Genomic DNA, 13,306 nt, shown 5'->3' with positions numbered 1-13,306 from the left:
CCGCGATGAGCACAGCGATTTCCCTATACGAGCCACAACTGCCTAACTTCACCACGCAACTGCGCGGCCTCGATCGAAGCCAGGTGACGGGGTACATCCAGCAGCTGCGCCAAGAGCTCGAAGCCCTACAAGAGCGCATCCCAGCACTGGAGAGTCAGCTTTCTGACGCGCAGCGCGAACTTACCAACACCGACGATGATCGGACCCGGCTGCGCAATGAGATTGACGCGCTGCGCGGTGACATTGCTCGGTTGTCCGGTCCGATCGATTCGGTGGAGGGCATGTCCGACCGAATCGCGCGGATGATGCGGGTCGCATCCGATGAGGCTCGGCGTACCAAGGCAATGGCGGAAGAAGAAGCCGAAGCTCTCACCCGCCACCTTCGCGACGAGCTTGAGGCCGCTCGCCAGGACCGCGCCGCGGCCAGTGCCGCATTGGCCGAGCTTCAGGAGTCGACCTCGCTACGTCGCGAGCAGATCCTTACCGACGCCAAGACCGAGGCCGGAGAGCTGCTGCGCGCCGCGCAGGGCGAATGCGCTCGCCTGATCAGCGAAACCGAGGCGACCGAGCGCGCCCGCCGCGAAGCTGCGCAGCGACTCGCCGAGGAAGACGACCGGCGTCGCCGCGAAAGCGAACGCGAACAGGCTAAGCAGGTCAGCGCGGCGTGGGAACAGGCGCAGATCCAGATCGCCAACATGGAAAAGGACAGCCGCCTTAAGGCCGCGGCCCTGATCGCCACCGCTGAACGTGAAGCCAAGCTCATCGTGGAGCGCACCGATGCCGAGGTCATGCAGTTGATTCACGTCCGCGGCGACGTGGTCGGCGCGCTCAGTGAGATCCAGAGCCGGATCGAGTCGGCCATCCGCCGAGACCGGATGAGCGTCGTCAAGCGATCTGGAGAGTCCGAGCACGCATAATCCCCGCAGGTGAGTCGGTCTCGGTCGCGGGCCGCGGCCGATTTCTTCCTGCCTGATCCGCAACGGGTGACTGGTGTCCAGCTTGGAATCCATGCGGTGGTCTTCGTGTCGCCCCGTACGTGGCGTCGATGGTCAGTGCAGCTGGCCGAGCGAAACTCCAACGGGGCCGCGAGACGGGGCCCGAAGCTGTATCCGGGGGCGACGTCGGCTCCGCATTGAATCGGAGCAAGCAAACCGCACATATTGACGGTGGCGTTCATTATCCGCAGGTTGTCAGGTATCACTGCCGATTTTCGAACCCTTCGAGCAAATCAGATCCGTGATACTGTCCGCCGATGCCCGACCTGCCGTACTTTGACCTTCTGATCGACGATCGACCTTCCCGTGGCGAACTAAGCCAACTGTGGAAAGACCAGGTGCACTGGGGCTACTGGGAGACTCCCAACAGCGCCGATGGCACCCTGGCCGACTACGTCGCGGCCATGGAGCTGATGAACGGGGTACTCCTGGAGGCCGGGAGGGTTGCTGATGGGCAAAATCTGTTGGATGTCGGCTGCGGATTCGGCGGGACCATCCGGCAGATCAACGACACACATTCAGATATGGACCTCACGGGTCTGAACATCGATCCGCGCCAGCTCGCGGCCGCCAAGGCGGTGAGCACGCCCGCCGAAGGCAACACGATCGCCTGGTTCGAAGGAGACGCCTGCCGGTTGCCGTTCGAGGACAACTCCTTCGATCGAATCCTGGCCGTCGAATGCATCTTCCACTTCCCGTCCCGTGAGAAGTTTCTGGTGGAGGCCGCGCGAGTGCTCAAGCCGGGCGGCTACTTGGCGGTATCGGACTTTGTGCCGATCATGATGTTCTTCGGCAAGACTCCGATCTGGTTGGCGATCCGCAGCCGGATCGCCAAGTCGTACGGGACGCTCGGCAGTGTCCCGCTGCGCTCGTATAAAAACATGGGCGCACGCGCCGGATTACGGCTCGAGACGTCGCGCAACATCCGGAAGCAGACGTTGCCGACCTACCCGTTCCTGCTGAAGTTCTTCCGCGCGCACGAATCAGCGGACATCCGCAAGACCATGATCGTCGGTACCCGATGGATGAACTGGCTGTCCAAGCTCGGTCTGCTTCAGTACCAGGTCTACACGTTCCACAAGCCCGAATGACACCCTGCCGCTAGGCGGTCCGCCGCGCGCGCAGCACCTCCAGCGCCTTGTCGGCGTGGGCGTCCATGGAGAATTCGCTGGCGATGACGTCCAGCACCGTGCGATCGGTGTCGATGACGAAGGTCGTCCGTTTCACCGGGATGAGTCGGCCGAGCATGCCGCGCTTGACGCCGAACTGGGTGGCTACCGCGCCCTCGGTGTCGGACAGTAGGGGGTAGTCAAAACCCTGCTGGTCGGCGAACTTGGCCTGTTTGGCCACCGCGTCGGCGCTGATGCCGACCCGGGTGGCCCCGACGGCGGCGAACTCGCCGGCCAGATCGCGGAAGTGGCAGGCCTCTTTGGTGCAGCCCGGCGTCATGGCCGCCGGGTAGAAGAACAACACCACCGGCCCCTCGGACAGCAGTTCGCTCAGTCTGCGCGGGGCCCCGGTCTGATCGGGGAGCTCGAAGTCGGCCACGGTGTCACCGGTTTTCATGGCGGCCAGGCTACTCCGGCAAGGACCGCGGTGGCGGTGATAGGGCTGAGCGTGCCCCCAGCGCCGGTTCTGGGAAGATGTGGGCGTGCAAACCACGAGCACTTCTAGGGCCGGGGTCACCTCCCGGGAGGACTTCCGGGCGCTGGCCGCTGAGCACCGGGTGGTCCCGGTGACCCGCAAGGTGCTGGCCGACGCCGAGACGCCGCTGTCGGCATACCGCAAGCTGGCGGCCAACCGCCCCGGCACCTTCCTGCTGGAGTCGGCGGAGAACGGCCGGTCGTGGTCACGATGGTCGTTCATCGGTGCCGGCACGACGTCGGCGCTGACGGTGCGCGACGGCAACGCGGTGTGGCTGGGCGCGGCGCCACAGGACGCACCCACCGGGGGAGACCCGTTGCAGGCCCTGCGCGACACGCTGAGGCTGCTGGAGACGGCCGCCATCCCCGGGCTGCCACCGCTGTCGAGTGGACTGGTGGGTTTCTTCACCTACGACCTGGTGCGCCGGCTCGAGCGCCTGCCGGAGCTGGCTGTCGACGACTTGGCGCTGCCCGACATGCTGCTGTTGCTGGCCACCGACATGGCCGCCGTCGACCATCACGAGGGCACCATCACCCTGATCGCCAACGCGGTGAACTGGAACGGCACCGGCGAACGCGTCGATGACGCCTACGACGACGCACTCGCGCGGCTGGACGTGATGACCGCGGCACTGAGCCAGCCCCTGGAATCCAGTGTGGCCACCTTCGAGCGGCCCGCGCCGGTCTACCGCGAACAGCGCACGCCGCAGGAGTACGGGGAGATCGTCGAGCGGCTGGTCGGTGAGATCGAGGCCGGCGAGGCGTTTCAGGTGGTTCCCTCGCAGCGTTTTGAGATGACGACCGCGGCTGACCCGCTCGACGTCTACCGAATGCTGCGGGTATCCAACCCAAGCCCGTACATGTACCTGCTACAGGTCCCCGACGATGCCGGCGAACTGGCGTTTTCGATCGTGGGATCAAGCCCCGAGGCGCTGGTGACCGTTCAGGACGGTCGTGCGACCACGCACCCGATCGCGGGAACCCGGTGGCGAGGCGCCACCGAGGAGGAAGATCAGCTGCTGGCCAAGGACCTGCTGAATGACGAGAAAGAGATCGCCGAGCACCTGATGCTGGTCGATCTGGGCCGAAACGACCTGGGTCGAGTCTGTGTTCCAGGCACCGTGCGGGTCTCGGACTACAGCCATATCGAGCGTTACAGCCACGTCATGCACTTGGTGTCCACCGTCACCGGCGAGCTCGCCCAGGACCGGACCGCACTCGACGCGGTGACGGCGTGCTTCCCGGCCGGCACCTTGTCCGGAGCACCCAAAGTGCGTGCGATGGAGCTGATCGAGGAGGTCGAAAAGACCCGTCGCGGCCTGTACGGCGGCGTCGTGGGCTACTTGGACTTCGCCGGCAACGCCGACTTCGCGATCGCGATTCGCACCGCACTGATGCGCGGCGAGACGGCCTATGTCCAGGCCGGTGGCGGCGTTGTCGCCGATTCCAACGGCCCCTACGAATACACAGAGGCCTCCAACAAGGCCCGCGCCGTGTTGGCCGCGATCGCGGCCGCTGAATCGCTGTCGCCGCCGGGGACCGATGGCTGACGGCCGCGACCGCCACCGGAGCCGCGCACTGCGGGCGGCGCAGCTACTGCTGGTAGCGGCGGCCGGCGGCCTCTGGGGCGCGTCTCGGCTCCCGTGGGTGTTGATCCACTCATCCGACGGGCTCGGGCAGCCCAAACAGATCGTCGTCAGCGGGGCGGACTGGTCGACGGCCCTGGTGCCCTTGGCGCTGCTGTGCCTGGCTTCCGCTGTGGCGGCCATGGCGGTGCGGGGCTGGCAGTTGCGGGTCTTGGCGGTGGTGCTGGCCGTGGTGAGCCTGGCCAGCGGCTACCTGGCCATCAGCGTGTGGGTGGTACGCGACGTCACGATGCGGGCCCTAGACATCGCCGAGGTCCCGTTGACCTCGCTACTGAGCACGCAGCGCCACCTCACCGGCGCCGTGGTGAGCCTGGCAGCAGCGCTGTGCACGCTGGCCGCGGCGGTCCTGTTGATGCGTACTGCCACCCACCACGCCGGCGCGGACACCAAATACTCGGCACCGGCGGCACGACGCGCGCAGGCCCAGGAACTCCAGCTCGGCCGAAGCGGGGAAGACGACGACCCGGAGTTGTCGGAGCGAATGATGTGGGACGCCCTCGACGAGGGCCGCGACCCCACCGGGGATCGGAATGACCGGGCTTCCGGCCCGGACGGCGAGGGCCGGTGACACCGCGAGCAGCGGCGGTCGTTACCCTTCGATAAAGGTCTTCGACGAAGGTCCACGCGGACGTGGGAGAGGAAACGGCAGGCATGACTTCGGCATCCGTTCTCGACTCCATCATCGAAGGAGTCTGCGCCGACCTTGCCGTCCGAGAGGCTGCCGTGCCCCTGGCGGAGGTCAAGGCCGCCGCCGAGGCCATGCCACCGCCCCGCGACGTCATGGCGGCGCTGCGTGAGCCCGGCATCGCAGTGATCGCCGAAGTCAAGCGGGCCAGCCCCTCAAAGGGTCAGCTGGCAGCCATCGCCGACCCGGCGGATCTGGCCAGTGCCTACGCCGACGGCGGGGCCCGGGCTATCAGCGTGTTGACCGAGCAGCGCCGGTTCAACGGTTCACTGGCCGACCTGGACGCTGTGCGCGCCGCGGTCTCAATTCCGTTGCTGCGCAAGGACTTCATCGTACGGCCGTACCAGATTCATGAGGCCCGCGCGCACGGCGCGGACATGCTGTTGCTGATCGTGGCGGCACTGGAACAACAGGCATTGGAATCGATGCTCGACCGCACCGAGTCGCTCGGCATGACCGCCCTGGTCGAGGTACACACCGAAGAAGAGGCTGACCGCGCACTGACCGCCGGGGCCAAGGTGATCGGCGTCAACGCGCGTGACCTGACCACGTTGGAGGTCGACCGGGACTGCTTTGCGCGCATCGCGCCCGGGCTGCCCACCGAGGTCGTCAAGATCGCCGAGTCCGGGGTGCGCGGCACCGCCGACCTGCTGGCCTACGCCGGTGCCGGCGCGGACGCCGTCCTGGTCGGCGAGGGGCTGGTCACCAGTGGTGACCCCCGGGCGGCCGTTGCCGATTTGGTCAGTGCGGGTAAGCATCCGTCCTGCCCGAAGTCGGCTCGCTAAATGTCAGACACCGCGCACCCGAGCATGCCGCGTGCCAGCGCCGGAATTGCTGAGCCGTCTCGCCACGAGCCGGATGCCCGCGGGCACTTCGGCGTCTACGGCGGCCGCTACGTCGCCGAAGCCTTGATGGCGGTCATTGAAGAGGTCACCGCGGCGTACGACAAAGTGCGCAATGACCGGGAATTCCTGGACACCCTCGACAACCTGCAGACGCACTACACCGGCCGGCCCTCACCGCTGTATGAGGCGGAGCGGCTGACCGCGCACGCCGGTGGCGCCCGCATCTTTTTGAAGCGGGAAGACCTGAACCACACCGGTTCTCACAAGATCAACAACGTGCTCGGTCAGGCCCTGTTGGCGCGCTACATGGGCAAGACCCGGGTGATCGCCGAGACCGGCGCCGGCCAGCACGGCGTGGCCACCGCCACCGCTTGCGCATTGCTCGGCTTGGAATGCGTGATCTATATGGGTGCCGTCGACACCCGCCGTCAGGCACTCAACGTGGCCCGGATGCGGCTGCTGGGTGCCCAGGTGGTCTCGGTCGAGTCCGGCTCTCAGACCCTCAAAGACGCCATCAACGAGGCCTTCCGCGACTGGGTCACCAACGCTGACCGCACCTACTACTGCTTCGGCACCGCAGCCGGGCCGCACCCGTTCCCGGCCATGGTGCGTGACTTCCAGCGGATCGTCGGGCTGGAGACACGTGTCCAGATTCAGCAGATGGCCGGCCGGCTTCCCGACGCCGTGGTGGCGTGCGTGGGCGGCGGTTCCAACGCCATCGGCATCTTCCACGCATTCATCGACGACCCGTCGGTTCAGCTTGTCGGTTTTGAAGCAGGCGGCGACGGCGTGGACACCGGGCGGCATGCAGCGACCTTCGCCGGCGGATCACCGGGCGCCTTCCAGGGGTCGTTCTCCTACCTGCTGCAGGACGACGACGGCCAGACCATCGAGTCGCACTCGATCTCAGCCGGTCTGGACTATCCGGGAGTGGGTCCAGAACACGCCTGGCTGCGTGAGACCGGTCGTGCCGAGTACCGACCGATCACCGACACCGAGGCAATGGATGCCTTCGGAATCCTTTGTCGCACTGAGGGAATAATTCCTGCGATCGAGTCCGCGCATGCGGTGGCCGGTGCCCTGAAACTGGCCGCCGAGCTGGGGCCGGGGAAGGTGATCGTGGTCAACGTGTCCGGTCGCGGCGACAAGGACGTCGAGACTGCGGCTCAGTGGTTCGGTCTGCTCGATGTGGCGGGGGGAGCGTCGTGAGTTCCCACGCCGGCGACCGGCTGGCCCCGCTGTTCGACGCGTGCCGGGCCGAGGGCCGGGCCGCACTGATCGGGTACCTGCCGACCGGCTATCCGGACCTACCGGGCTCGATCGCCGCGCTGACCGCCCTGGTCGACGCCGGTTGTGACCTGATCGAAGTCGGCGTGCCCTATTCCGATCCGGGGATGGACGGCCCAACCATCGCACGCGCCACCGAGGTTGCCCTGCAAGGCGGGGTCCGGGTCCGCGACACGTTGAGCGCCGTTGAGGCCATCGCCGATGCCGGTGGGCGTGCCGTGGTGATGACGTACTGGAATCCGGTACTGCGCTACGGCGTCGACGCGTTCGCCCGCGATCTCGCGGCAGCTGGCGGGTTGGGCCTGATCACCCCTGACCTGATCGTCGACGAAGCCGACGACTGGCTCGCCGCGTCCGAGGCGCACGCACTGGACCGAATCTTTCTGGTAGCGCCTTCGTCGACACCGCAACGGCTGGCCGAGACCGTCACGGCATCCAGCGGATTCGTCTATGCCGCTTCCACCATGGGTGTCACCGGGGCTCGCAACACGGTCTCGAACGCAGCGCCCGAACTGGTGGCCAGGGTGCGTGCGGTCTCCGACATCCCCGTCGGTGTCGGCCTGGGAGTGCGATCGGGCGCTCAGGCCGCGGAAATCGGTGCTTACACCGACGGCGTCATCGTCGGTTCGGCGCTGGTCACCGCGCTAGCCGAGGGCCTGACCGAATTGCGGGCATTGACTCAAGAACTTGCTGCCGGTGTGCGTCACAAGGCTTGCGCCCAATGACATTGGATTGGCTCACGTATTTTCCCAGTCCTGAGCGCGGTGTCTGGCACCTGGGTCCGGTGCCGATCCGGGCTTATGCACTGTGCATCATCATCGGCATCATTGCCGCTCTGCTGATCGGTGATCGCCGGTGGCGCGCCCGCGGCGGAGAGCCGGGCGTCATCTATGACATCGCCTTGTGGGCGGTGCCGTTCGGACTGATCGGTGGCCGGCTCTACCACCTGATGACCGACTGGCGGACCTACTTCGGTGAGGGCGGTGTCGGCTGGGAGGCCACCCCCCGGATCTGGGACGGCGGCCTGGGAATCTGGGGCGCGGTGGCCCTGGGTGGGGTCGGTGCCTGGATCGGCTGCCGCCGCCACGGGATCCCGCTACCGGCGTTCGGTGACGCGGTCGCCCCCGGAATCGTGTTGGCGCAGGCCATCGGCCGTATCGGCAACTACTTCAATCAGGAGCTCTACGGCCGGGAGACCACGCTGCCGTGGGGTCTGGAGATCTTCTGGCGGGAAGACGCCGCGGGAGTGCGCGATCCGCACCTGCTCGACGGCGTCTCCACCGGCGAGCTGTACAAGATCGTCCAGCCGACCTTCCTGTACGAATTGCTCTGGAACCTCGTGGTGTTCGTGGTCTTGATCTACGTCGACCGGCGTTTCCGGATGGGGCACGGACGGCTGTTCGCGCTCTACGTGGCGGGATACTGCATCGGCCGGTTCGGCATCGAGTTGCTCCGTGACGATGCGGCGACCCACATCGCCGGAATCCGGGTCAACTCGTTCACCTCTACCTTCGTCTTCATCGGCGCGGTGGTGTATCTGCTGCTTGCCACCAAGGGACGCGAGGATCCCGAGGCAATTCGCCTCGGCTGGCAGCCCGATGACCCCGGCGAGCCGGAGATCCCGGTGGAGGCGCAGGAGGCGGCTGAGCCAGGTACTGAGCTCGATGACGAGGTCCCCGATGAGCCCGACGAATCCGACGCCATAGCGGCCGAATCCGCGGACGCCGTCACCGACGAGGAATCCGAGTCGCCCAGCGACGACGAGCCCGGAGAGGCCACGTCCGACGACGAGTCAGATGTCGCGGACGCGCCGGCCGAGGACGAGGTGGTTGATCCGGCGCCTGGTGAGCCGGCGCCCGTCGAGGAACCCGAGCAGACCGACACCGCCGGGGGCGCCGAGGTGGCCCCCGAACCCGACGACGACTCGACGGACGTCGACGCTGCCGATGACCACACGTCGGATCACGCCGGACCGCCCGCAGCTGCGGTGGACGATGCCGATGCTGCCGATGACGTCGTCGATGCGGAACCGGATGACGCCGAGGGCGAGTCGGATGCCGCCCAGGACGTTGAACAGCGCGGATAGCTAGCCGGCCGCCAGGTCCAGCATTTCTGGCATGCTGCAGTCATGAGCGATCCGTCGTGGCCCCTACCGGGTCCGCACGGCGGGTGGCAGCCCTACCCGCCACCGCCGGGCTATCCCGGCGCATATCCGGGCCCCCCGGACCCGTGGGCGCCGCAGGGGCGGCATCCGGTCACTGGCCAGCCCTACTCGCCGAAGTCGAAAGTCACCGCCGCGCTGCTACAGCTGCTGGGGTTCTTCGGCTTTCTCGGGTTCGGCCGGATGTATCTGGGCCAGACCGGTCTGGGGCTGGTGCAGCTGCTGATCGGCGTGTTGGCCACCATCACCACCTACGGGCTCGGGATCATCGTGCCGTTCGTCTGGGGTGTTATCGACGCCGTCCTGATGCTGAGTGGGCGGGTGCACGACAAGCAGGGTCGAGTGCTGCGTGACGTCACCTGATGCGGCTGCCGCGCCCGCGTGTCACATGGATTTACTTTGACCGCAACCATTCCTGAGGAAGACAGCTCAGCCGGCCCGACTATGCTGGCGCTGTGAATAGACGCGGAAAGATCGTCTGCACTCTCGGTCCTGCGACCCACTCCGCGGAGATGGTCCGGGCACTGGTCGACGCGGGCATGGACGTGGCTCGCCTGAACTTCAGCCACGGCGAGCACGCAGATCACCAGGCCTCCTACGAGTGGGTGCGTGCTGCCTCCGATGCGACGGGGCGCGCAGTCGGGGTGCTCGCCGATCTACAGGGTCCCAAGATCCGGTTGGGGCGCTTCGCAGACGGCCCCGTCTACTGGGCGAACGGCGAGACGGTGCGCATCACCGTGTCGGACTGCCCCGGCGACCACGACCGGGTTTCCACCACCTACAAGAAGCTGGCGGCCGACGCGGCTCCGGGCGACCGCGTGTTGGTCGACGACGGCAAGGTCGGACTGGTGGTGGAGCACATCGACGGCGATGACGTGGTGTGCTCCGTCACTGAGGGCGGCCCGGTCAGCAACCACAAGGGCATGTCGTTGCCGGGCATGAAGGTCTCCGCGCCCGCGCTGTCGGCGAAAGACATCAGGGACCTCGAGTTCGCACTCGAACTCGGCGTCGACATCGTGGCACTGTCCTTCGTGCGCTCACCGTCAGACGTGGAACTGGTGCACGAGGTGATGGATCGCGTGGGCCGGCGGGTCCCGGTAGTCGCAAAACTGGAGAAGCCGGAGGCCATCGAGAACCTCGAGGCCGTGGTGCTCGCGTTCGATGCGGTGATGGTGGCCCGGGGTGACCTCGGCGTGGAGCTGGCCCTCGAAGAGGTGCCGTTGGTGCAGAAGCGTGTCATCCAGGTGGCGCGCGAGAATGCCCGTCCGGTGATCGTGGCGACCCAGATGTTGGAGTCGATGATCGAGAACTTCCGGCCCACTCGGGCGGAGGCGTCCGACGTGGCCAACGCGGTGCTCGACGGCGCCGACGCGGTGATGCTCTCGGGGGAGACGGCGGTGGGCAAGTACGCCCTGGACGCCGTGCGGACCATGAGTCGGATCATCTGCGCGGTGGAGCAGAACTCGACGGCAGCGCCGCCGTTGACTCACGCCCCTCGTACCAAGCGCGGGGTGATCTCCTTCGCCGCGCGTGAGATCGGTGAGCGCCTGGACGCCAAGGCATTGGTGGCGTTCACCCAGTCCGGCGACACGGTGCGCCGCTTGGCGCGGCTGCACACGCCGCTGCCTTTGTTGGCCTTCACTGCGATGCCTGAGATCCGTAGCCAGTTGGCAATGACTTGGGGGACAGAGACATTCATCGTCCCGCAGGCACACACCACCGACGGAATGATTCGCCAGGTGGACAAGGCGCTGCTCGATCTGGGCCGTTACCAGCGCGGTGACCTGATGGTGATCGTCGCAGGTGCCCCCCCGGGAACCGAGGGCTCTACCAACATGATTCACGTGCACCGGATCGGCGAGGACGACATCTAGTGCCGTCCGAGCCGAATACGGACCTCGAAGAACTGCTGGCCGTATTGGATCTCACGGCTGTCGACGACAACGTCTTCGTCGGATCGCATCCCAGCAAGACGCCGCTGCGCACCTTCGGCGGACAGCTCATGGCACAGTCGTTCGTCGCCTCCAGTCGGACGGTCGCCGAGCACCTTCCGCCTGGAGCGCTTTCGGTCCACTTCATCAACGGAGGTGACCCGGGACGCGACATCGAGTTCCGGGTACATCGGCTGCGTGACGAGCGCCGGTTCGCCAATCGCCGCGTTGATGCTCTGCAGGGCGAGACGTTGATCGCCACGTCGATGGTGTCCTACCTGGCGGCCGGCAGCGGCCTGGAACACAGTGTGGCGGCTCCCGCCGTTGCCGAGCCGGAGACGTTGCCCAGGCTCAGTGAGCTCCTGCGTGGCTATGAGGAGGTGGTGCCGGGCTTCGTCAAGGCACCGCACCCCATCGAGTGGCGCTACAGCAACGACCCGGCCTGGGTGATGCGCAGCCAGGGCGGACGGCTCGACCACAATCGGGTCTGGCTCAAGGCCGACGGGGCCATCCCCGAGGATCCGGTGCTGCACACCGCGATGATGGTCTACTCATCGGACACCACGGTGCTGGATTCGATCATCACCACCCACGGATTGTCCTGGGGGTTCGACCGGATCTTTGCCGCGAGCGCCAATCACACGGTGTGGTTTCATCGGCCGGTTCGGTTCGACGAATGGGTGCTCTATGCGACGTCGTCGCCGGTGGCCGCGGACTCCCGCGGGCTGGGCACCGGGCATTTCTTCGACCGATCAGGGCAGATTCTTGCCACGGTCACCCAAGAAGGCGTGCTGAAGTACTTTCCCAGCACCAAACGTCAGCCCGCCGGAGGCTAGGCGGGCATCAGCCCGTTGTCGGTCTCCTCTTGGACCCTGGGGGCGTCAGCACCGCTGCCGAAGGTGTTCTCGAAGTGCTCACGGAATCGCTCGGTGCACTCCTGCTGCGCTTCGACGTCCGAACCGGCTTTAGTCATGCAGGCCACGTAGTCGCCGCCACCGGCGGTCCGCCAGATCCCGACGTAGACGAAGATGCAGCCGATCCCGGCGACCACCGCCAGGGCACCCAAGACGATCCCGGCCAACGCGACACCGCCGTTGTCGGCCTCCCCGCGCTTGGCTCGGCCCCTGCCGACGATGCCCAGCACCACGGCCACCAGACCCAGCACGACCCCGCCGATCACCGACAACGCCGTCACAATGCCGGCAATGGCCACCACCAGGGCAGCGATGCCGGCGCCGTTGCGAGGTGCCGGTATGGGTGCCGGCGGAGGGTAACCGGGATACGGCCCGGGCGCCGGGTAGGAGTACGGGTAGGCCGGCGGAGGGGGGTAGCTGCCGCCGGCCGGTGGCCAGGAAGGTTGCGACTCAGGCGACAGCGAGGGCATGCCGGACTCAGGCATTGAGCAGACTCCAGATCAGAGCTTTAGTCAGGTGTCGAAACGGGTCAGGACCCACCCTACCCGCGACACGGCTTGGGGGCCGGGCGCTGTCTGGCGGCCGGCTATCCGGCAGACAGCGCGGCGGCCACTTTGTGTGATGCGCCCCGGATCTTGAGTGCGGTGATGATCTCGACGATGCCGATGACGATCAGCCAGCTGCCCACGACCAAGGCCAGCACCCACAGCGAGGCGAACGGCGAGGCCAATGTCACCAGACCGGCAAGCAGGCTGACGACGCCCATGAAGATCTGCCAGCCACGGCCCGGCAGATCCGGGTCGCTGATGGCGGCGACGGTGGTCGCGACGCCACGGAAGATGAAGCCGACGGCGATCCAGATGGCCAACAGCAGCACCGCCAGGGCCTCTTCGTCGGAGTTGAAGTGCCGGAAACACAGGACCGCCAGAATCACTGAGGCGGTGCCGCTGAGAAACAGCAGCACCCGTCCGCCGGCGGACATGACGGGCAAGCTGAACGCGAAGATCAGCTGGGCGATCCCGGTGACCACCAGGTACACACCGAACAGCACCGCGGCAGCAAGGATGGTCCGTCCGGGCCAGACCAACACCAGTACGCCCAAGGCAAGGGCCAAGACACCAGAGACCAGTGTCGACTTCCAGAGATTCGGCAGCAGATTCGAGACCGATGTTTCCATGGGCGCAGTCTGACACAGATAC

Annotated in this window: 14 protein-coding genes; 11 read left to right on the top strand and 3 right to left on the bottom strand. The window is 66.7% G+C overall.

What is annotated here, in order from left to right:
• The first annotated feature begins 5 nt into the window (after positions 1–5).
• Together G6N09_RS18585 and G6N09_RS18580 are read left to right on the top strand one after the other, a co-directional pair.
• Positions 6–917: a coiled-coil domain-containing protein gene (locus G6N09_RS18585; protein ID WP_083023304.1), complete on the top strand. Its 912-nt coding sequence runs from the start codon at positions 6–8 to the stop codon at positions 915–917.
• 335 nt (positions 918–1,252) lie between these two features.
• Positions 1,253–2,086, top strand: a complete 834-nt coding sequence (locus tag G6N09_RS18580) for a class I SAM-dependent methyltransferase (protein ID WP_083023302.1) — start codon at positions 1,253–1,255, stop codon at positions 2,084–2,086.
• Positions 2,087–2,096: 10 nt separating this feature from the next.
• Here G6N09_RS18580 and G6N09_RS18575 read toward each other — a convergent pair whose 3' ends face one another.
• Positions 2,097–2,561, bottom strand: a complete 465-nt coding sequence (locus tag G6N09_RS18575; RefSeq protein WP_083023300.1) for a peroxiredoxin — start codon at positions 2,559–2,561, stop codon at positions 2,097–2,099.
• 79 nt (positions 2,562–2,640) lie between these two features.
• On the opposite strand from G6N09_RS18575, the gene G6N09_RS18570 reads away from it, so the two are divergent.
• The 9 genes from G6N09_RS18570 to G6N09_RS18525 all read left to right on the top strand — a co-directional run bounded on the left by G6N09_RS18570 (position 2,641) and on the right by G6N09_RS18525 (position 12,029).
• Positions 2,641–4,188 carry an anthranilate synthase component I gene (locus tag G6N09_RS18570; RefSeq protein WP_407662626.1) on the top strand — a complete coding sequence of 516 codons (1,548 nt, stop codon included), beginning with the start codon at positions 2,641–2,643 and terminating at the stop codon, positions 4,186–4,188.
• Positions 4,181–4,852: a TIGR02234 family membrane protein gene (locus G6N09_RS18565; RefSeq protein WP_083023298.1), complete on the top strand. Its 672-nt coding sequence runs from the start codon at positions 4,181–4,183 to the stop codon at positions 4,850–4,852. Before G6N09_RS18570 ends, G6N09_RS18565 begins: the two co-directional genes overlap by 8 nt.
• Before the next feature lie 83 nt (positions 4,853–4,935).
• Positions 4,936–5,754, top strand: coding sequence for an indole-3-glycerol phosphate synthase TrpC (gene trpC / locus G6N09_RS18560; RefSeq protein WP_083023488.1), 819 nt, complete (start codon positions 4,936–4,938; stop codon positions 5,752–5,754).
• Positions 5,755–7,023 carry a tryptophan synthase subunit beta gene (gene trpB / locus G6N09_RS18555; RefSeq protein ID WP_083023296.1) on the top strand — a complete coding sequence of 423 codons (1,269 nt, stop codon included), beginning with the start codon at positions 5,755–5,757 and terminating at the stop codon, positions 7,021–7,023. It abuts the gene before it with no gap.
• The gene (gene trpA / locus G6N09_RS18550; RefSeq protein WP_083023293.1) at positions 7,020–7,826 is read left to right on the top strand and encodes a tryptophan synthase subunit alpha; all 807 of its coding nucleotides are present in this window, start codon (positions 7,020–7,022) and stop codon (positions 7,824–7,826) included. The genes trpB and trpA overlap by 4 nt, the downstream gene beginning before the upstream one ends.
• Complete coding sequence (gene lgt / locus G6N09_RS18545; protein ID WP_234806921.1) at positions 7,823–9,187, top strand: prolipoprotein diacylglyceryl transferase; 1,365 nt, start codon at positions 7,823–7,825, stop codon at positions 9,185–9,187. Before trpA ends, lgt begins: the two co-directional genes overlap by 4 nt.
• A gap of 42 nt (positions 9,188–9,229) precedes the next feature.
• Positions 9,230–9,625 carry an NINE protein gene (locus G6N09_RS18535; RefSeq protein WP_083023287.1) on the top strand — a complete coding sequence of 132 codons (396 nt, stop codon included), beginning with the start codon at positions 9,230–9,232 and terminating at the stop codon, positions 9,623–9,625.
• 92 nt (positions 9,626–9,717) lie between these two features.
• On the top strand, positions 9,718–11,136 hold the full coding sequence (gene pyk / locus G6N09_RS18530; protein ID WP_083023285.1) for a pyruvate kinase: 1,419 nt from the start codon (positions 9,718–9,720) through the stop codon (positions 11,134–11,136).
• A complete protein-coding gene (locus G6N09_RS18525) occupies positions 11,136–12,029 on the top strand; it encodes an acyl-CoA thioesterase II (RefSeq protein ID WP_083023283.1) in 894 nt (297 codons plus the stop codon). Before pyk ends, G6N09_RS18525 begins: the two co-directional genes overlap by 1 nt.
• Here the strand turns inward: G6N09_RS18525 and G6N09_RS18520 are convergent.
• Both G6N09_RS18520 and G6N09_RS18515 read right to left on the bottom strand, forming a co-directional pair.
• Positions 12,026–12,592 (bottom strand): DUF4190 domain-containing protein, encoded by a 567-nt coding sequence (locus G6N09_RS18520; RefSeq protein WP_083023280.1) that lies wholly within the window; start codon positions 12,590–12,592, stop codon positions 12,026–12,028. The genes G6N09_RS18525 and G6N09_RS18520 overlap by 4 nt on opposite strands.
• A gap of 101 nt (positions 12,593–12,693) precedes the next feature.
• Positions 12,694–13,302: an HdeD family acid-resistance protein gene (locus G6N09_RS18515; RefSeq protein WP_234806927.1), complete on the bottom strand. Its 609-nt coding sequence runs from the start codon at positions 13,300–13,302 to the stop codon at positions 12,694–12,696.
• Between the last annotated feature and the right edge of the window lie 4 nt (positions 13,303–13,306).

Origin of the sequence: Mycolicibacter minnesotensis (assembly GCF_010731755.1) — a bacterium.
In the GTDB taxonomy this organism is placed as follows: domain Bacteria; phylum Actinomycetota; class Actinomycetes; order Mycobacteriales; family Mycobacteriaceae; genus Mycobacterium; species Mycobacterium minnesotense.
This window is presented reverse-complemented; position numbering and strand designations above follow the sequence as displayed.